We start from the raw sequence: 21,463 nt of genomic DNA, 5'->3' as shown, positions 1-21,463 counted from the left end.
CACTTTTGACACACTTTATAAGTGTAAAGCTATACCTGTAAAATAATTCAGATAGAGTGTGTCACAAGTGTGTTATTTTCGAGTAGAGTGTGTCATAAGTGTGTCATTTAAGTTTTATTATGGAAAAATATATCTATGAATTGGAGATGAAGGTGCGCGATTATGAATGCGACCTGCAAGGCATCGTGAATAATGCGAACTATCAGCATTACCTGGAACATACCAGGCATGAGTTCCTTTCTTCTACAGGTGTCAGTTTTGCCCGTTTGCACGAACAGGGAGTAGACCCGGTTGTGGCACGCATCAACATGGCGTTTAAAACTCCGTTGAAGAGTGCCGACGAGTTTGTTTCCAAACTCTATATGAAGAAGGAAGGCATCAAGTATGTCTTCTATCAGGACATCTTCAGGAAGAGTGACAATAAAGTAGTAGTCAAGGCAGTGGTGGATACGGTCTGTCTGGTGAACGGACGTTTGAGCGACAGCGAACTGTTTGATAAAATCTTTGCACCCTATCTTACCGATAACCTCTAATTACTAACTATCGTGAATAACGACGAACGTATTTGCAGTATAGCCCTCACGCTTTGCCCCGGTATTGGACATATCGGGGCAAAGCGTTTAATAGAGGGTATGGGTAGTGCCGCCGAAGTCTTCAGCCGGCGTCAGGAACTGCCCGGACTCCTTTCCGGCGTAAGCCCTGCCGTGGTTGCAGCTCTTGATAATCCCGCCGCTTTTCTGCGTGCCGAACATGAAATGGAGTTTGTGGAAAAGAACCGTCTAATGTGTCTCACCCTAAAAGATGAGGCCTACCCCTCCCGTCTGCGCGAATGTGAAGATGCTCCGGCAGTTCTTTTCTTCAAGGGCAATACTGATTTCAACCGCCTTCGTGTAATTGACATGGTGGGCACCCGTAATGCCACGGAATACGGTAAGCAGTTCTGTGCCGATTTCCTGCATGATTTATCCGTTCTTTGTCCTGATGTTCTGGTCGTCAGCGGTCTGGCCTATGGTATCGATATACATGCCCATCGTGCCGCCCTTGCCAATAACCTCTCCACCGTGGCCGTTCTTGCCCATGGGCTCGACCGTATTTATCCATATGTCCACCGCAAAACAGCCATTGACATGCTGGAAAATGGTGGGCTGCTCACTGAATTTCTTACCGAAACCAATCCCGACCGTCATAACTTTGTCAGTCGCAACCGCATTGTGGCGGGTATGAGTGATGCTACCATTGTTGTAGAGTCTGCCGATAAAGGCGGTTCCCTTATTACGGCAGATTTGGCTATAGGCTATCATCGAGATTGCTTTGCCGTTCCCGGGCGCATCACGGATGCTTCTTCGAAGGGCTGTAATTTGTTGATACGCGATAATAAAGCCGCCCTCATCCAGTCTGCCGAAGATTTCGTGCAGACGGTGGGTTGGAATACTACGGAGCAGTCTGCCAAACCGGAAGGTATTCAGCGCAACCTTTTTCCCGAATTATCCGGAGAAGAGGAGTCTGTTGTTCGTATTCTCACCCGCTTGGGCGACTTGCATATCAATACGCTGGTGGTAGAAGCTGATATTCCCGTGAACCGTATGACCAGCCTGCTTTTTGAGTTGGAGATGAAAGGTGTAGTGCGCGCATTGGTGGGCGGAGTGTATCATTTATTAGTATAGATGGCCTTAGGAGCCATCTTTTTTTATACCTTTGCTCCCATAACCATATCATTGTGCTATGAAATACCTCTTCCTCTGTATATTCCTTTTCCTGGGAGAATTGTCTGTAAGTGCACAGCATATGCTCTCCCGGCAATTCCCTTTCTTCTACCAATTGTCTTCCAATGAAATTTTCGATATCTATCAGGACCGCACAGGTTATCTCTGGATTGGTACTACAAACGGACTGGCACGTTATGATGGTTATGGATTGCAGACTTTTCGCTCCGACTACAAAAATCTGAACCTATTGAGTGATAACTCCATTGTATGCATCACTGATAATAATGCCTATGTATGGATTGCTACAAGAAAGGGGCTCAACCTCTACGACAAACAGACTTGCCGGATTCTACCTTTTCCCGATGAAAGGCTTCGGACTCAAGCAATCGACTATATAGTGACTGATAAAACCGAAACCACCTGGGTAGGTTCCGGAGGAAAAATCTATAAGTGCGATTCCACCGCCCATGCCATACAGGAATATGAACTCTCTCCCGCATCGGGCAAGCGGTCTAATATTAATTCTATATATGTTGATCGTGAGGGACAGGTGTGGATACTTTCCAGTGCAGGTTTGTTCGGATATGACAGGCAAACCAATTCTTTTGTGAATTACCCGCAACTTGGGAGAAGCAATTCAACGTTTACTATGTTTCAGGACAAATCGGGCAATTACTGGATAGGCACATGGGGAGAAGGATTGTGGCAGTTTTTCCCGGATAAGGCAGGAGAAGAATGCTACAAACGGCACCATGTATTGAATCCCCGGAGTGGTGAAACCGAACCGATTTTCTTTAGCATGACGCAGGATGATACTTTCGGTTACCTTTGGCTGCTATCTTACGGAGGGCTCTACGCACTGCAACATACAGATGAAGGAACATTGGAACAGGTTGACATACACGATCTGGTGGATACGCAGATGATGTACACCAGAATCTGTAAAGACCGGGAAGGTAATTTGTGGCTGGCTTCCTATGATATGGCTTACACCATTTTCTTTGATAATTCGAACATAGACAATTACCGCCTGCATCAATTTAAAGAGCAAACAGGATGGGATGCCAATCTCTTGAATCTTTGTGTGGACGGGAATAATGTCATGTGGATGAGTCAGGACAGATATGGACTTTGCCTGTACGATTTGTCCCGGGAACTTTTTGCAGACGTTAGCAAAACAGCCAACCTGGGGGAGGCGGATATTCTGATAAAATCCGCTTCCAAACCCGGAGTGTGGGCAAGTATCCGCGGAGTTACCCGTTTGATGAGGCTGACCTGTCAGGAAATGAAAGTCCGGGTGGAAGAAGATGTTGATTTAAGCAAGTTGATTGAGAGACAAGAAGCAATCAAAGAGCTGGTGGAAGATAGGGATGGTAATTTGTGGATAGCTACATGGAACAATGTGTATGTGAAGCATCCTGGCGACCGGAGTTTGATAATTCAGGATGCCAGCCTTCCGGTGATGTCTTCTCTGGCCTCCGATATGCAAGGGAAAATCTGGGGAGTATCAGTGGATAAGCAAATCTACCGGTTGCATTATGCCGATGGTAAGATTAACCATGAACCGGAGGGTAGCTTTTCAGCGTATTTTTATGAGAAGGAAGGGGTAAAGAATATCTGTGTGGATGAAGAGGGGTGTTTGTGGGTAATCTCCTCTCTGGGGAAAATCTTCAAGTCCGATAAAGAGAAGCAGACGTTTGAAAATATGCCCTTGGATGACGTCATAGACAACTGCTCCGTGCTGGGCTTGCTGGCTGATAAGGGGTATGTCTGGATTGTAACGAATAAGAAGGTGCTCCGGTATGATATTTACCGGAAGGTCTATACAGACTATACCACTTCGGATGAGAATGTGTTGGTGGATGTTTTCAGGTACAGGGCCTTTAGCGTAGACGGGCGGGGCGGACTGTATGCCGGCGGGCATCGCGGATTTACGCATATTCGTTCCGGCGATGCCTTGTCGGTGGGCAAAGTTTATCCCCATCCGGTCATCACGGATGTCAAAGTGGGAGATAAGAGTGTTTTCTTTCCCTATGCTTCGGAGAAAAATACAGTGGAAAGTATATCTCTCAACCCGAACGACCGGAATATAGAAATATTTTTCTCCCCCCTGCAATACTCGCTGAATACCAAACTCAGGGCTGCTTATAAGCTGGAAGGAGTGGATAGGGAGTGGGTTATCCTGAATAATGATAAATACTCGGCTTTCTATAATCAGTTGAAGAAAGGAGTTTATAAATTCAGGCTGAAACTGGAATATGAACAAGGCAAATGGACTGAAGACGAAGTGTTGCTGACCCTTGAGAAAAGACCGGCTTTTTATGAAACCTGGTTTGCCAGTCTTGTTTATATTCTCCTGACCGGGCTCTGCTTCTATACCGTAATCCGGCTCTACATGCGCCGCATCAGGCTGAAAAATGAAGTCAAGCTGCAAGAAGAACTGACACGCACGAAGTTGATTTACTTCACCAATGTTTCCCATGAACTGCTGACGCCTCTCACCGTCATATCCTGCATATCCGATTATTTAGACCAGAAAGCGCCTGCCATGCAACAGCAGACCGTCATGCTGAGGGCCAACGTGGACAAGTTAAAACGGCTGATACAGCAGGTGCTCGATTTCAGGAAAATGGATGTGGGGAAATTGAAGTTGAATGTTTCCGAAGGAGATATTAATGAGTTCATCCTGAATATCTGCCGGATAAACTTCCTGCCTCTTGCCGGGAAGAAGAATATCACATTGGAACCCCGTATCCATATAGAAGAAGGGGCTGGGTATTTGGACTTTGACAAGTTGGATAAGATATTGCACAACCTGCTGTCCAACGCTATTAAGTATACGCCGGAGAATAAACGGATCGTCGTCGAAGCATGGGCGGAAGCAGGTGAAGAAAATCATAGAATGTTGTTGTTGAAGGTGAAAGATGAGGGTATCGGTATTCCTGCCAAGGAGATAGAGCATGTCTTCACCCGCTTCTATAGTAGCCGTAAAAACAGGGGAATAGAGTCGAACGGTATCGGGCTTTCTTTGACGAAAGACCTGGTGAACCTGCACCACGGCACTATCGTGGTGGAAAGTGTTCAGGGACAAGGTACGTGTTTCACGGTGAAGCTGCCCATTGATAAGGAGAGTTACACAACGGATGAACTGGTGGATGAAACGATGGTCTTACCATCTGCTCCGGACGGACAGTATTCCGAAGATTGTACCGTTTCGTCCGATGATGCGGACAAGCTCACGCTGTTGCTTATTGACGACAATACCGAACTGCTCTCCATGATGAGGGAGATATTTAAGGAACGGTTCACCGTGCTGACGGCTGTAGACGGGTGGCATGCCTGGGAAAAGCTGAATAACAATGAGGTAGACGTCATCCTGTGCGATGTCATGCTACCCGATGTGAATGGTTGGGAGCTTTGCACACGTATCAAGGGGGATATGCGTTTTAATCATATCCCTGTTATTATACTTACAGCCAAGAATGGCATCGACGACCGGGTGGCAAGCTACGAGGCCGGTGCCGACGGATATATTGCCAAGCCTTTCGAATTGAAGATACTCTTTGCCCGGGTGGATAACCTGATACGGTCTTCGAAGATGCGCCAGGCTGCTTTCCGTAAAGAGGAAAACATCAATCTGGAAGGGCTTGCCTATCCATCGGCGGACAAACAGTTCCTGCAATCTATTATCGATAGTATAGAACAACACCTTGAAGAGTCGGAGTTCGACCTGGAACATCTCTCTACGGAAATGAACATGTCCAAATCTACCCTGTACCGCAAGATAAAGTCCATGACCGGAATGACGCCTTTGGATTTCGTGCGGAATGTCAAGATGAAACGTGCCTGCATGATGCTTCTTGCCCGGACACTGAATATATCGGAGATTGCTTATGCGGTGGGTTTCAGTAGTCCTAAATATTTCACTAAATGTTTCAAGGAAGAGTTTGGTGTTACGCCGACGGAGTATTTGCAGAAGCAGGGGGAGATGGGTTCCTAAGCGGAGGTATTTTACTATAATGCTTCTTCTTTAGGGTATAAAATCCTTTCATCAGGGTATAGAAACGTTTCATGACAGGAATTTACCCCTCCGGCAATCTGTTTTTGTCCCCTCTCCTTTATTGAATATAGCTTGTTTTGCCACAAGATTTTAAACTTGAGTCATAACTATTATGAGAAAAGCAAGCAAGCTATTGTTGATGTGTATGGTGATGTTAGTCACTACCTTTCCGGACGCCACACTTCGCGCATCCGGGCGTAAAATCCTTTTTGATAAGGATTGGAAATTCCATCTGGGCATTGTAGCCAATGCCGAACAGCCGGAGTACAATGACAGCCGTTGGAGAGTACTCGACCTTCCCCATGACTGGAGCGTAGAACCACTACCCTTTCAGAAAGAAGGAATCACCGTCGGGCCCTTCTCGCGCATGAGCGAAGGGGATATCGATACCGGGCAGACCGTGGGTGGTGAAGGCTGGTACAGAAAGGAATTCACTCTCTCCGGAAGCGATGCCGGTAAACGCATTGTCCTTTATTTCGAAGGAGTATACAACCAATCCGAACTCTGGATAAATGGTAAAAAGGCAAACTTTAATGCTTATGGCTATACCTCTTATAAGGTAGACATCACCCCCTATCTGAACGCTCCCGGCACTTCGAACACCCTTGCCATGAAAGTGGTGAATGCAGGGCGCAACAGCCGTTGGTATGCCGGTTCGGGCATCTTCCGCCACGTATGGTTGATGAAGACGGAGAAACTCTATCTGGACAAGTGGGATACTTTTGTCGATGCTTCCGAACTGCAAAAGAAGAATGCTGTAATTAAGTTCTCCACTATCATACATAACGAGGGCCTGCAAAACAAATCAGGTAAAATAGGTATTAAAATATATTCGCCTGCCGGCGACGAAGTGCTTTCAACCTCACAGGACGTGGTACTCTCCGAAGAGACTCCGGTAGCAACATCTTTCTCCATCAAAAAGCCCGAATTATGGTCGGTAGATACACCTGTGCTCTATACGGCAGAAGTATCGCTGTTTTCCAACGAAAAGGAATATGATAAGATTACCGTTCCTTTCGGCATCCGAACCATCTCCTTCTCTGCCGATGAAGGTTTCCTGCTGAACGGCAAACCTATGAAGCTGAAAGGAGGCTGCATCCATCACGACAACGGATTGCTGGGAGCGGTTGCCATAGACCGTGCCGAAGAGCGGAAAGTGGAACTTATGAAAGCCAATGGTTACAACGCTGTCAGATGCTCTCATAACCAAGTGTCCGAGTACTTTCTTGATGCATGTGACAGACTTGGCATGCTGGTTATTCACGAAACTTTCGACCAGTGGCAAGCTGCAAAACGCGAACAAGACTATCATCAGTTCTTTGACGAATGGAGTGACAGAGACCTGTCTGCATCTGTCCGCCGCGACCGCAATCACCCTTCCATCATCATGTGGAGCATCGGAAATGAGGTGGCACAACGTGCCGATGAACCCGAAGGAGACTTGATTTCCAAGAGACTGGTTAACACAATCCGCAAATACGATCAATCCCGTTTCACAACCATAGGTTCGAATGATTTCTGGGACAGACGCCAGTTCACCTGGGATAAAGACTCCTACAGAATCTTCCGGAGCCTGGATGTGGCAGGCTATAACTACATATGGCGGAAATATGAAAGTGACCATGCAGCCTATCCCGACCGCGTCATTTATGGTAGCGAATCTTATCCGAAAGAAGCCGCCCAGAACTGGAATCTTGTAGAAAAGCATCCGTATGTGATAGGTGATTTTGTCTGGACGGCTATCGACTATCTGGGTGAAGCCGGACTGGCTCATGCCTTGTACTTGGGTGAGGGTGAACACAATCCGCAATTCATGGGTTGGCCTTGGTATAATGGCTGGTGCGGTGATATCGACCTTTGCGGTGACAAGAAGCCTCAGTCTTATTATCGCGATGTGCTTTGGCGGGAACGTCCGGTGACAATGGCCGTGCATGCCCCCGTTCCCGATAATAAGAAAGAAGTGGTGAATGGCTGGGGATGGCCCAACGAACTTGTAAGCTGGAACTGGAAGGGATTGGAAGGACAAACCCTGTCAGTCAACGTATACAGCCGTTCGCCGAAAGTGAAACTTTACTTGAACGGCAAGCTGATAGGTGAGAAAGAAACCGGCAAGGAGAATTATACAGCCACCTTTGAGGTGCCTTATGAACCGGGAACCCTGAAAGCGGTGAACTCAAAAGGTAAGGAAGAGTTCATATTGAAAACTGCCGGAGAGCCTGCCGCCATCCGTTTGACGGCCGACAGGAGTACTATCAAAGCCTGCAAGAACGACCTCTCTTACGTGAAGATAGAGTTGGTGGACAAAGACGGAAATGTGGTTCCCGATACTTCCCTGCCTGTCAAGATAGAATGCAGTGGCAAGGGAACCGTCATTGCCGGTGGAAATGCTGCTTATGATGACATGAAGAGCTTCCGCTCGCTTACCCCCAACACGTTCCGGGGAAGAGCCATTGCCATTGTACAGCCCAATGAAGAAAAGGGTGAAATACGGGTGACGGTTTCTGCCGAAGGAATGGAGGATGCCTCTGTACTGATACATGCCGAATGATAGAAGTAGTGCCGTCGCACTCTTTAAACACACATATATCTACGTTTAAGTACATAACCCTAATTAACTTACTGTCATTCTGAGCGCAGTCGAAGAATCTCTTCTCTGTGCATTCGGAGAGAGTAGATCCTTCGACTGCGCTCAGGATGACAGATACTCTCAAGATATAAACAATTTATGACGATTTACTTAACTTTAAATATATTATTATGAAAAACAAATGTCTGAATTTCCTTTTGTTTGTCGTTGTTGCCTTTGTGAGCCCGGTTTTGCTATGGGCTCAGAACCAACCTGTCAAAGGAAAAGTATTGGATGAGAAAACGAAAGAGGCTCTGATAGGAGTTTCTGTTCTGGAAGCGGGTAGCACGTCTAACGGTACGGTGACCGATCTGGACGGTAACTTCTCCATCTCCGTGCCCGAAGGCGCCACGCTGCGCATCTCTTATGTGGGATACTTGGTACAGGAAATTCCTCTTAACGGAAGAAAAAAACTGGAGGTGCTTCTAAAGGAAGATACTGAAATGCTGGACGAAGTGGTAATCGTGGGCTATGGTGTTCAGAAGAAGGCTACCTTGTCCGGTTCCGTAACCAGCATCGGCGGCGAAAAGCTGGCAAACACCCCTGTAACTAATGTCAGTCAGGGACTTGCCGGACGCCTGCCCGGTGTGGTTGCCATCTCCAATACGGCAGAACCCGGTTATGATGGAGCTACCATCAGAATCCGTGGTGTCAACACTTTCGGTAAAGCCGACCCGTTGGTGGTAGTGGACGGTGTTCCGGGACGCTCGCTTGAACGTATCGACCCCAGCACCATTGAAACCATGTCCGTCATGAAGGATGCTTCGGCTGCCATCTATGGTGCACAAGCCGCCAATGGTGTAATTATCATTACTACCAAGCGGGGCAAAAAGGGTAAACCCACCGTAAACCTTTCCTATAATTACGGTATATCCCGCCCTACCGTTATTCCCGAAATGGCGAATGCTTCCGAATACGCCACTTTGTTGAATGAGATTGATAAGTACGCAGGTAACAAAGAACGCTATACTCCGGAAGATATTCAGAAATACCGTGACGGCTCCGATCCTTGGTCGTATCCCAACACCGACTGGTTCAAAGAAACCTTGAAACCCTGGTCTCCCCAGACCTATGCCAATGCCACTATCGACGGCGGTACGGACAACATGACCTACTTCGTCAGTGTGTCTGCCAAAAGCCAGGACGGATTTTACCGCAACAGCGGAACCAAGTACAACCAGTACGACCTGAAATCGAATCTGGACCTGAAACTCAATAAGTACATCAATCTCTTCATGAATCTCACCGGACGTATGGAAGACCGTAAATACCCCACCCGTTCGTCCGAGAATATTTTCAGAATGCTGATGAGGTCCAAGCCCAACATGCCTGCTTATTGGCCCAATGGCCTCCCGGGTCCCGATATCGAGTTCGGTGACAACCCGGTAGTGATTGCCACCGACGCTACAGGCTACGAGCGAGACAAACGCTACATCCTGAACGGAGACTTCGGCGTCAATATCAATGTTCCCTATGTGGAAGGGCTCACCCTTAAAGCTACTGCCTCACTGGATAAGAACTTCCGTTTCCGCAAGATATGGCAGACTCCTTGGACCCTGTATTCATGGGACGGGACATCCTTGGACGAAAACAATAATCCCCTTCTGGTAGAAGGTAAGAAAGGTTTCAGCGATCCCCGTCTCCGGGAGTCTATGGAAGACAACCAGAATATCCTGCTTAGCGGTATTATAAACTATAACCGTACTTTTGCTGAGAACCACTCTGTGAATATACTGGCGGGTGCAGAAAGAATCACCGGCAAGGGAGACTCCTTCGAGGCATTTCGCAGATACTTCATTTCCACTGCCATCGATGAGTTGTTTGCCGGTGGACAGGACGAAATAAACAATACCGGTAAGGGGTATAAAGAGGCGCGCCTCAATTATTTCGGTCGTGTGAATTACAGCTATAAGTCTAAGTATCTGGCCGAATTTGTATGGAGATACCAGGGCTCATATATCTTCGACCATTCCAATCAGTTCGGCTTCTTCCCGGGTGTTTCATTGGGCTACGTCATCTCCGAAGAAAACTTCTTTCAGAAAGCATTGCCTTTCGTTCACTTTGCCAAAGTCCGTGCTTCCTGGGGAAAGACGGGTAACGATATGATCGATCCGTATCAGTACCTTGCTTCTTATACCTTCAACAACTTGATGTACCTCACGAATGGCGGTGCAACTGCCAATCAATCCCTGATGGAAAACGTAGCCCCCAACGTCAATGTAACCTGGGAGACAGCTACCCAACAAAACATAGGTTTAGACTTGCAGTTTCTGAATGGCGACCTGGCTGTAACCGTCGATTACTTCTACAATAAGCGGAAAGACATCCTCTGGAAACGGAATGCTTCTGTTCCCAATACTTCGGGACTCACCTTACCCGATGAAAACCTCGGAAAGGTGAAGAACCAGGGTGTTGATTTCAGTATCGATTATCGCAAACGTTTCAAAGATTTCTCTCTGGGTGTGGGCTTGAATGGAGTGTATGCCAAGAACAAAATCCTCTTTTGGGATGAAGCTCCGGGTGCTCCCGATTATCAGAAGTCAACAGGGATGCCTATCAATGCCGGACTTTATTATGAAGCCATCGGCATCTTCAAAGATGAAGCTCACGTGGAATCCTATCCGCACTGGGCAGGTGCCCGTCCCGGAGATATTATTTTCAAGGATGTAAATGGTGACAAAGTGATTGATGGCAACGACCGTGTGCGGAATGACAAGACCAAGACTCCCACCTTCACGGGCGGCTTGAACGTTGACCTTACCTATAAGGATTTCGACTTCTCCGTATTGTTTCAGGGTGCGTTTGGCGGTGTATTCCAGCAAAGCACGGAATCGGGTGACTTCGGAAACTTCCTGAAGAGTTTCTATGATAATCGCTGGACGGAAGATAACCCTACAGCCAGTTTCCCGCGTACCTACAATCGTAGCAATGAATATTGGGTGAACCAGCCTAATACATTCTGGCTGCATAAAACGGACTATGTCCGCCTGAAGAACATCGAGTTGGGCTACACCGTGCCCAAAGTCTTTACCAAACAAGCCGGCATCGAGAGAGTACGCGTGTACATCAGCGCTTATAACCTGCTGACGTTTAGTCCCGACATGAAGGACTACGACCCTGAGAATACGAGTGGTTCCGGCTACAACCACCCGTTGAACAAAGTATTGAATTTTGGAGTAAATGTAACCTTTTAATTGAAATGTTATGAAACAGTTTAAGATATTCGCTATGCTGATGATGCTGACGTTCACGGCATGTAATGATGATTTCCTCAATGTAGACCCACTGGACCGCTATTCGGATGCTGCGGTCTGGACGGACAAGGCGCTGGTGACTTCGTTTGTCAACAACATCTATCAGGGGCAGTATTATGGCTTCCACACCGTGATGTTCTCTTCCCTTTGCGATGAAGCGATGGAAGTATGGTCGTGGGAGAGCCAGCCCGTTGTGAAGAGTGAGATTAACCCGAGTTATTTGGGCATCCTGGGACCCGGGTTCTGGATTTATGCTTTCAATAACGTCACGTGGAACAGGCTGTATAAGAATATCCGTGCTTGTAACATCTTCTTTGAGAATGTGGAAAAGTACGAATTGCAGGGGGGTGACATAGACCAGTTGCGGGGAGAAGTGCACTACTTGCGCGGTTATTTCTACTATTGGCTGATGAGCTTCTGGGGTGGTGTGCCACTTATCGACAAGTCTTATTCACCTTCGGACGAACTGTTGGTGACGAGGAATACACTGAAAGAAACGGTTGACTATATTGTGAAGGAGTTGGATGCTGCTGCTGGCTTGCTACCTCTGAGCGGCGATAAGGCGCGTGCCACTAAAGGTGCGGCATTGGCATTGAAGTCGCGGGTGTTGCTTTATGCAGCAAGCGACCTGTACAACTCTCAGGCATCGTGGTCATCCGGTTACAAGAATCCGGAATTGGTGAGCTATGTGGATGGTGACCGGCAAGTCCGTTGGGAAGCAGCCCGGAAGGCGGCAAAGGATGTGATGGACCTTAATATCTATCGTTTGTACGGCGAAAATGGGTTCTCAACGGCGGAAGAAGCGACTGACAACTATGTGAATCTCTTCTTGAATAATGGCAATGATGAAGATATTATGCTGACATATTATGACATTGTAAATAGCAACAACGGGGATTTCCAGTGCCCGAGCCTTGGCTTGTTCAATTCTCCTAACGGTTTTCACGGTTGGGGTGGCAATGTGCCTACGGGGCAGATGGTAGATTCTTATGAAATGATTGATGGCAGCAAGTTCAGTTGGGACAACTCGGAACATAAGGCGGAACCTTATAAGAACAGAGACCCGCGTTTTTATGCCTGTGTGCTTTATGATGGAGCGACATGGAGGCAACGTCCTGATGACGTGATTGGTTCCGACCCGGAGGGAATTGTGCAAACGGGATTTTATGAGAATGCAAATGGTTCTTATAATCCGGGCTTGGATACCCGCCAGGGGCCGATAGAAGACTGGAACGGGACATACACAGGATATTATATGCGTAAGTTTATCGGCCCTGCCGTTAATCATCAGTATGACCGCCAGAACTATCCTTTCCGTCAAATCAGGTATGCCGAAGTGTTGCTGAACTATGCTGAGGCTTGTCTTGAATTGGGGGATGAAGGTGAAGCTGTGAAGTATATCAATAAAATCCGTACCAGAGCCGGAATGCCCGATATTCCTGTAGGAGAGACCGGCGCGGCGCTGATGGAGCGTTACCGCAATGAGCGGAAGATTGAGCTGGCCTACGAACAGCATCGTTACTTTGACATCCGCAGGTGGATGATTGCTCCCGATGTGATAAAGAATGCACAGGGCATTGATATCCGTTATCCTTATGGAGGAGGCAAACAGGTGTATTCAATCACAGAAGTACAGGAACGGGGATGGAAGAATAAATCTTATTTCTTACCTATCCTTTTGGACGAGATGCAGAAGAATGAACTGTTGATACAGAATCCGGACTATTAATCTTTCTTTTTTCTTTGTCAGGCGAATCTGTCTTTTCAGATAATCGTGTAATCGCATTGTGGTAGGCTTATACTGCAATGCGATTATTGTATTTGTGGCTTTTGACTTAAAAGCAGCATTTTTTGGCAAAATACTATCCCATCTCTTTGTTTCTCATGCCCTATCTTTGCAATTGAACAGATATATCTAATACCAAAACAAATAACTTTATGAAGCAAAATCTTTTATGCCTTGCGGCAGCCGCATTGTTGATGAGCTCGTGCGGCGGCGTTACGCCGGAAGAAGAACTCGTAATCAACCTACAGGAGAAAGGTGCCGAAGTGGCATCCTCCATGTATGGCATCTTCTTCGAAGAAATCAACCACGCTGGTGATGGCGGCTTGTATGCCGAACTGGTGAAGAACCGTAGTTTTGAAGAACTGGAAATGCCCGAAGGCTACTATGCCGAAGGCGATGTGCTCCATCCGAAGGAAGTTTGCAATCACCTGACGGGCAAAGTAAGCCACGGCAGTTTCCGCTGGACCACCGAACCTGTTCCGGGATGGGCTCTGCAAACCAAGGACGCCTCGGCTGCCGGGATGAAACTGACGAAAGAGAACCCGAAGTTCTCCTCCGCCCCGAACAATCTGAAAGTAACCATTAAGGACGCTTCCACCCCCGTCCGACTGATAAACGAGGGATACTGGGGGATGAATCTGGTGAAAGGCGACTCTTACCGCCTGCGCACCATCCTCCGCCCTTCTGCTGATTATAAAGGTAAGATAACCGCCTTCTTGCTATCCGATAAAGACGAAGTGCTTGCTTCGGTCCCTGTTGAAGTGGTCGGAAGCAATGTATGGGGCGACGTCCAACAAATGCTGAGTCCTTCGGCAACTGCCGCAAGAGGAAAGCTGGCACTGGAATTTGACGGTACGGGCACGGTTAGCCTGGACTATGTATCCCTCTTCCCGGAAAAGACTTTCCGCAACCGCCCGAATGGCTTGCGCACCGACGTAGCCGAAATGCTGCAAGGCCTGCATCCCGCCTTTGTCCGCTGGCCCGGTGGCTGCGTGGTGGAGGGCATCTCACTGGCGAACCGCTTTGAGTGGAAAAAGACATTGGGCGACCCTGCTGCACGTCCGGGAGAGTACAGCACCTGGGGTTACCGTTGCTCGTATGGTTTTGGTTATCATGAGATGTTGCAGTTCTGCGAAGATATTAATGCCGATGCCATGTTTGTCTGCAACGTCGGACTGGGTTGCCAGTACCGCATGGGCGACGCTTCACCCGAAGACAAGATAGCTTATTATCTGGACGACTGCATGGATGCCATAGAATATGCCATCGGCGACGTCACCACCGAATGGGGTGCCAAGCGTGCCGAACAGGGTCATCCGGACACTTTCCCTCTGAAATATGTGGAAATCGGTAATGAGAACTGGGGCGACGAGTACGACAAACGCTTTGACATCTTCTATAAAGCGATTAAAGCCAAATACCCCGGGCTGATTCTTATTTCCAACCACGGTCTGGGCGGAACGGGCAAGATTGAAAAGACGGATATGATTGACCCGCACTGGTACGTCAATCCCGAATTCTTCTTCCAGAATACGACGATTTTCGACAACCATCCGCGCGGCAAATACGATGCGTATGTAGGCGAATATGCCTGTAACGCCAACGTGGGCGGTGGAAACATGCGGGCTGCCCTCTCCGAAGCTGCTTTCATCTCTGGCATGGAACGCAACGGCGACTTGGTGAAGATGGCTTCCTACGCCCCACTTCTGGAGAACCGCAACGACCGTTCCTGGGCTGTTAATCTTATCTGGCTGGATACGGACCAAGTGTTGGGACGCAGCTCTTACTATGTGCAGCAGATGGCGGCCGAAAACCGTCCGACGTACAATCTAAAGAGCAATATTACAATGAGCACTCCCCGTTCTCTCGAATACAGTGCCGGCAACTTAGGTTTCGGTTCATGGAACACGCAGGTGGAATTTAAGGATGTGAAAGTGACCGGGGAAGACGGTACAGCCGCCAACCTGGATTTGAACAATGCCACAGACCGGAAAGGCACGTGGGCGCTGAAAGACGGCGTACTGAGCCAGACTTCTTCGGAAACGCCGAGCCGTTATATCGTGGACGGCTTCAGCAGTAACCACTTTACGCTGGAGTGCAAAGTTCGCAAAGTGGGTGGTGACGAAGGCTTCTTCCTCTACTTCGGTTTGTCGGAGGGCGCGAAGCAGGGGTACGTATACAACGTTGCCGGCTGGAACAACCAGACTACGGCTGTGGAAAGCGTTTCGGATGGCCGTACGGGAGGTGTGGTCAGCGAGCGTGTATCCCAGAGCCTCGAAAACGATAAATGGTATGACGTGAAACTTGTGGTTGCTCCGCAGAAGAGCGAACTCTACATGGACGGTAAGCTGATAGTGTCTTATGCGCCCGAAACGACTCCGCTCCAGTTTTTCTCTTCGGGCTACGATGAAGCCACGGGCGAACTGATTGTGAAAGTGGTGAACGCTGAGGCCGTGGCCTATCCGTTGAGCGTGAAGCTGGACGGAGTGAACCAGGTGGAGAAAACGGGTAAAGTCATCTCCCTTTCTGCCGCCAGCGATATGGACGAGAACTCTTTTGAAGAGCCCAAGAAGATTTATCCGCAGGAAAGCGAGTTCAAAGGCTTTGGAAAGAGCTTTAGTTATACGTTCCCGCCGTTCTCTTATACTATATTGAGAGTGAAAGCGAAATGATAAGCATAGAGGCGCTTTTGATGCAATACGTCATTAAAAGCGCCTTTTTTGACTTTTTCAACATAACAGGATTGTCCGTATTTTTATATCCTGTTATTAGTTAAGCAGATGCGATTTTTCTTTTGCGTATTTCCGATGTTCCTGTACTTCGGATCTAAAGAAACGATTCTCGATGGCTTAGAGATGCAAAATGTCACAATGTAACTTCGTATCCCGGACAGTTTATCTGCCGAATAGGCTTTGTTTTAAGACCGGCTTTGTCCGGTTATGAATAAAAAGACTTATATTTGCATTACCGTACCTTTTTTAATTTAATACACTTGACGGTCAATGACAATAGATCTGAATTTTTTTAATAAGTTCTTTATTGACTATCAGCAGCGCTTCGTTCACTTTGCCTGTACCTATGTGCACGATGAAGCCGTTGCCGAAGACTTTGTCATTGAGTCCATGATGTATTATTGGGAAAATAAAGACCGCCTGCCTGTCGATACAAACATCCCCGCCTACGTGCTGACTGCTATCAAGCATAAATGTATAGACCACCTGCGCCATCAACAAATCCGGCAAGACGTTTCGGATGAGATAGCTCGGGTGCATGCTTGGGAGTTGTCCAACAGGATCGTTACCCTGAAAGAATTCGAACCCTATGAAATTTTCACCGCGGAGATACAGGAAATTGTGGAGAAAACTCTCGAAAGCCTGCCCGAACAGACTAGGCGTATCTTTATTATGAGCCGTTATGAGAACAAGTCTCATAAAGAAATCGCTTCCTTGTTGAACATAACGCCTAAAGGAGTAGAATTCCATATTTCCAAATCAACCAAGGCATTACGCACGGCTCTACGGGATTATCTGCCTGTTTCCCTTCTCTTTTTCTATCTTAATTGAAAAAAGTTTGTTTTTTCGCTAGGGATTCTTTCCTATGGTTCGCTATTGCTATAGATACACCAATAAAGTATTTATGGACAGAGACTTATTATATCGCTTTTTCGAGGGTGACGTTTCCGTGGAGGAGATGAAATTGGTGAAAGAATGGGCTGAAGCTTCCGAAGAGAACGGCAAACTGCTTCGTCGGGAACGGAAACTCTTCAATGCCATGATTCTGGCCGGACATGTAGAACCTGCGGACAGGTCAACTATCTCGTATAAGAAAAAGAACTATTTCATCAGGGAATTCTTGAAAATAGCTTCTGCTGTCTTGATAACGGTAGGCATAACGGCTACATTGTTTTCAATAGGAAAAGATACGGATGATGTGAATGTAGCTATGCAAACCATTACTGTTCCGGCAGGCCAACGGGTGAACCTCGATTTACCTGATGGTACAAACGTTTGGCTGAATGCCGGAACTAAAATGCAGTATCCCGTATCCTTCATGAAGGATAAACGCGAAGTGATACTGGACGGAGAGGCTTACTTTGAAGTGGTACACAACGCGAAGTCCCCGTTTATAGTGCGCACTCATGCCATGGATGTGGAAGTGCTGGGAACCAAATTCAATGTAGAGGCCTACTCGAAGAGGAATATATTCGAGGCGTCACTAATGCAGGGAAGAGTGAAAGTGAAATCGCCCAATAATGAAAAGATGGCTGTAGTGCTTCTACCTCATTATAAAACAACATTGATAGATAGACGCCTGGTAGTGAGTAATATTGACGACTACAATGTATATCGTTGGAAAGAAGGTTTGTATTGTTTCAAGAACAAGCCTTTTGCCCGGATTATGGAGGACCTGGAGAAATACTATGATTTGAAAATACAGTTAGACAAGAAGAGCATAGCGAACGTGATATTAACCGGAAAGTTCCGTATATCCGACGGATTGGACTATGCTTTACGTGTGTTGCGGAAGGATGTAGCTTTCACCTATAGAAGGGATAAAAACAATGACGTCATTTATATAAAGTAAAAAAGCGAGTATTAACCTCTTAAAACAAAATATTAGCCTATGATGAAATACTGATGAAAAACAAAGGAGCCGATAGATGTTTGTCCCATCCACCGGCTTTGATTAACACAACTTATTTTATAAATCGTATTAATAACTTATTCTGCAAAGATATGAAAAACATTCCTTTGTCGGATATTCATTGCCTTGAATATCCACAATCAAAACAATTATTTAGAATTATGCGAATATCAATATTCCTTTTATTCTTTTCTGTTTTCAGCCTGATGGCAGAAAATAGCCGTTCTCAGAATGCTATAGTATCAATTCATAAGGTCCAGGTGCCTCTCGAAGACATTCTTACTGAGATTGAAAATCAAACGGACTATCTATTTCTCTACACTAATGGCGTTGATGTAGAAAAAACAATGAGTGTAAAGGTAAAAAGCCAACCTGTATATCAACTTCTGAATAGTTTGCTTGCCAACCTTGATATAACGTATCAAATGGAAGGTAATCATATTATACTTTCACGGAAGAAGGTGGAAGAAAATCAGTTGCTTCCTGATAAAATAAAAGTGACTGGAACTGTGAAAGATGTGTTCGGGGAGGGGATAATCGGAGCAAGCATTGTGGAACAAAATACGGCAAATGGTACCATAACCGATGTTTCCGGTAATTTCACATTAATAGTTTCAAAAGATGCAGTGATAAAAATATCCTATATAGGATATATTCCTTTGGAGGTAAAGGCTGTTGAAGGAAAACCTTTGGATATTGTGTTGCAAGAAGATACTAAAACTCTTGACGAGGTGGTCGTTATCGGCTACGGAACTCAACGCAAAGGGGATATAACAAGCTCTGTTGCAAGCGTTAAATCAGAAAATTTCAGTAAAGGGGCGGTAAAAGACGTCGGGCAGTTGATTCAAGGTAAAGTGGCGGGATTAGCAATTACAAACCCGAGTGGCGACCCAACTGCGGGCACACAGATAAAATTACGTGGAACAAATACTATTGGAGGGGCAAATACAGATCCTCTTGTTTTGATTGATGGGGTACCCGGCGCTTTGAATACGGTTGCGCCCGAAGATGTTGAAAGTGTCGATGTTTTGAAAGATGGTTCTGCAGCAGCCATTTATGGTACCCGAGGTACTAATGGGGTAATTCTGATTACAACCAAACAAGCAAAAGGTACCCAGATAAACTCCGTAGAATATAATGGCTACATCAGTACTTCGAAAATAGTGAAAAAGCTGAATATGCTTAGCGCAGACGAGTTTAGAGCAATGTATCCTGACGAGGATCATGGATTTAACACGGACTGGCTCGAAGAAATAACCCGTACGCCGGTTACCCATGTCCACAACCTTTCTTTGCAAGGTGGAAATTCTACAACCAGTTATATTGCTAATCTGAATTATAAGTCCGGTCAGGGAATCATGCTAAAGTCTGGTATCGAGAGCTTCCAGGGGCGTATAGAAGTTTTGCACAGGATGTTTGATGGCAAACTTCAACTGAAGTTCGGGATGATTGGCAGAAAAAACCAATTCTCATCAACCAGTAGCTCAGGCAGTTTTAATGGTTATGCCTATCGTCAGGCTATTTTGAGAAATCCCACCGATCCTGTGAAAAATGAAGATGGATCGTGGTATGAAAATCTGAATAAGTTTGAATATGAAAATCCGGTTGCCCGTTTAGAGGAATCGGAGGGTAATGTGAAGAATACAGAGATGCGGTATCTGGGTAACATTATTTATAATCCATTTCAAGATTTGAAACTGACTGCCATGATGTCATATGTCCGTTCAAACAGAAACCATGGATATTCTGAAAGTCTTGAACATATTTCTGCATTAAGGGATGGTTATGACGGATGGTCGTCGGTTGGGGCCAACACACGCATGGAGAAGCTTCTTGAACTGACAGCACTGTATAGCAAGTCAGTTAAGAATCATAAGTTTTCTGTCTTGGGAGGATATAGTTACAATGAGACGGATTATGAAGATATGTATTTTGCGAATTATGGTTTTCAGGATAATTATTTTGGTGGCTGGCATAACATCGGTATCGGCTCTGCTTTGAAGTTGGGTAAGGCTGATGCCAGTTCTTCCAAATCAACTACTAACTTGATTGGTTTCTTTGGGCGTGCCACCTATTCCTTTTTAGACCGATATTTATTGATGGCCAGTTTGAGATATGAAGGCGCCAGTCAGTTATGGGGTACGGATAATGAATGGGGACTTTTCCCATCGGTTTCTGTGGGATGGAGAATCACTCAGGAGGCTTTTATGGAAGGACAGAATTTGTTTGATGACTTGAAATTACGCGTAGGCTATGGTGTCACCGGTTCGCAACCGGCCAACCCTTTTCTGGGCATCGCTATGTTGAAATATGACAAGTATGCTTATGTAGACGGTAATTGGGTGCAGACCATCGCCCCCGCATCTAACGCGAATCCGGACTTGAAGTGGGAAGAAAAAAGAGAAACCAATATTGGTCTTGATTTTACCATGCTTAAAGGACGCCTTTCCGGTACAATTGATTTCTATAGCCGTGATGTTGAAGGATTGATTTATAACTATACTGTGCCTACTCCTCCCAATTTTTATCCTACCACTACAGCCAATGGAGGCAAGATGCAGAATAGAGGCGTTGAAGTTCTTGTGAATGTTATTCCATTCATAACCAAGGATTTTGAGTGGAATACCACCTTTACTTTCTCCAAAAACTCTAATGAATTAAAGAGTTTGGATGGCAGTGTCTTTAAAACAGATTATGATTACTTTGATACCGGGTGGTTGGCCGAACCGGTAAAGACTTCTTCACATCGCGTACAGGTAGGTGAGAAGATTGGTAATTTCTGGGGATTTAAAATTGTAGACATAGATGAGAAAGGCAAGTGGATTTATGAAGACAAAGATGGTAATTCTGTACCGTATGATGAATTTTCCCGTGCTCCTGAAGAGAAAAAAGTGATTGGTAACGGTTTGCCGCAGATATATGCTGGCTGGAATAATTATATACGATACAAGAATTTTGATTTGAGTATTTCTATGCGTGGTGCGTTCGATTTTGATATTATTAATGAAGCACGTATGTATTTTGAGAATCCAAAGAATAGCCGTCTTGAAAACCGTCTGAAGTCAGTAAATGATAAAATATTTGGGAAGACTATGCTTAGTAAGGAGGTTGATCCGGAATTCAACAGCTATTATGTAGAAAAAGGGGATTATTGGAAAATAGATAATATAACCCTTGGGTATACACTGAAAAATGTAGGAAGGTACGTGAAATCTATACGATTGTATTGCTCCGTATTAAATGCTTTGACCATAACGGGATATAAGGGTGTCGATCCGGAAGTAAGTACCTCAGGACTCAATCCGGGATATGATAGCCGAGATCAGTACCCCAGTATCAGATCGTTTACTTTTGGTGTTGGATTTAAATTCTAATTAAAAAATCGAA

At 46.1% G+C, this 21,463-nt stretch carries 10 protein-coding genes; all 10 read left to right on the top strand.

The window, feature by feature from the left end; genetic code table 11:
- The first annotated feature begins 119 nt into the window (after positions 1–119).
- The 10 genes from QZ135_RS06270 (at position 120) to QZ135_RS06225 (ending at position 21,450) form a co-directional block, all read left to right on the top strand.
- On the top strand, positions 120–533 hold the full coding sequence (locus QZ135_RS06270) for an acyl-CoA thioesterase (RefSeq protein ID WP_294606880.1): 414 nt from the start codon (positions 120–122) through the stop codon (positions 531–533).
- Positions 534–545: 12 nt separating this feature from the next.
- Positions 546–1,664, top strand: coding sequence for a DNA-processing protein DprA (dprA, locus tag QZ135_RS06265; protein ID WP_294606878.1), 1,119 nt, complete (start codon positions 546–548; stop codon positions 1,662–1,664).
- A 58-nt stretch (positions 1,665–1,722) separates the two neighbouring features.
- Positions 1,723–5,706 carry a hybrid sensor histidine kinase/response regulator transcription factor gene (locus QZ135_RS06260; protein ID WP_294606876.1) on the top strand — a complete coding sequence of 1,328 codons (3,984 nt, stop codon included), beginning with the start codon at positions 1,723–1,725 and terminating at the stop codon, positions 5,704–5,706.
- 172 nt (positions 5,707–5,878) lie between these two features.
- Positions 5,879–8,314: a glycoside hydrolase family 2 TIM barrel-domain containing protein gene (locus tag QZ135_RS06255; protein ID WP_294606874.1), complete on the top strand. Its 2,436-nt coding sequence runs from the start codon at positions 5,879–5,881 to the stop codon at positions 8,312–8,314.
- Between the two features lie 209 nt (positions 8,315–8,523).
- Positions 8,524–11,586 carry a TonB-dependent receptor gene (locus tag QZ135_RS06250; RefSeq protein WP_294606872.1) on the top strand — a complete coding sequence of 1,021 codons (3,063 nt, stop codon included), beginning with the start codon at positions 8,524–8,526 and terminating at the stop codon, positions 11,584–11,586.
- 10 nt (positions 11,587–11,596) lie between these two features.
- The gene (locus QZ135_RS06245) at positions 11,597–13,375 is read left to right on the top strand and encodes a RagB/SusD family nutrient uptake outer membrane protein (protein WP_294606870.1); all 1,779 of its coding nucleotides are present in this window, start codon (positions 11,597–11,599) and stop codon (positions 13,373–13,375) included.
- 209 nt (positions 13,376–13,584) lie between these two features.
- Entirely contained in the window at positions 13,585–16,104 is a 2,520-nt protein-coding gene (locus QZ135_RS06240) for an alpha-L-arabinofuranosidase C-terminal domain-containing protein (protein ID WP_294606868.1), read from the top strand.
- 330 nt (positions 16,105–16,434) lie between these two features.
- Positions 16,435–16,995, top strand: a complete 561-nt coding sequence (locus QZ135_RS06235; RefSeq protein WP_294606866.1) for an RNA polymerase sigma-70 factor — start codon at positions 16,435–16,437, stop codon at positions 16,993–16,995.
- Between the two features lie 73 nt (positions 16,996–17,068).
- A complete protein-coding gene (locus QZ135_RS06230) occupies positions 17,069–18,016 on the top strand; it encodes a FecR domain-containing protein (RefSeq protein WP_294606864.1) in 948 nt (315 codons plus the stop codon).
- A 152-nt stretch (positions 18,017–18,168) separates the two neighbouring features.
- Complete coding sequence (locus tag QZ135_RS06225) at positions 18,169–21,450, top strand: SusC/RagA family TonB-linked outer membrane protein (protein WP_294606861.1); 3,282 nt, start codon at positions 18,169–18,171, stop codon at positions 21,448–21,450.
- The last annotated feature ends 13 nt before the right edge of the window (positions 21,451–21,463 follow it).

The organism is uncultured Bacteroides sp. (genome assembly GCF_905207245.1).
In the GTDB taxonomy this organism is placed as follows: domain Bacteria; phylum Bacteroidota; class Bacteroidia; order Bacteroidales; family Bacteroidaceae; genus Bacteroides.
Note: the sequence above shows the minus strand (reverse complement) of the source record. Positions and strands in the feature narration are given on the sequence as shown.

Bases quoted from the DNA above. Each gene is read 5' to 3' on its own strand.
- QZ135_RS06260 (WP_294606876.1), top strand. From the start codon at position 1,723: ATGAAATACCTCTTCCTCTGTATATTCCTTTTCCTGGGAGAATTGTCT.
- QZ135_RS06255 (WP_294606874.1), top strand. From the start codon at position 5,879: ATGAGAAAAGCAAGCAAGCTATTGTTGATGTGTATGGTGATGTTAGTC.
- QZ135_RS06270 (WP_294606880.1), top strand. From the start codon at position 120: ATGGAAAAATATATCTATGAATTGGAGATGAAGGTGCGCGATTATGAA.
- QZ135_RS06250 (WP_294606872.1), top strand. From the start codon at position 8,524: ATGAAAAACAAATGTCTGAATTTCCTTTTGTTTGTCGTTGTTGCCTTT.
- QZ135_RS06240 (WP_294606868.1), top strand. From the start codon at position 13,585: ATGAAGCAAAATCTTTTATGCCTTGCGGCAGCCGCATTGTTGATGAGC.
- QZ135_RS06230 (WP_294606864.1), top strand. From the start codon at position 17,069: ATGGACAGAGACTTATTATATCGCTTTTTCGAGGGTGACGTTTCCGTG.
- QZ135_RS06245 (WP_294606870.1), top strand. From the start codon at position 11,597: ATGAAACAGTTTAAGATATTCGCTATGCTGATGATGCTGACGTTCACG.
- QZ135_RS06235 (WP_294606866.1), top strand. From the start codon at position 16,435: ATGACAATAGATCTGAATTTTTTTAATAAGTTCTTTATTGACTATCAG.
- QZ135_RS06225 (WP_294606861.1), top strand. From the start codon at position 18,169: ATGAAAAACATTCCTTTGTCGGATATTCATTGCCTTGAATATCCACAA.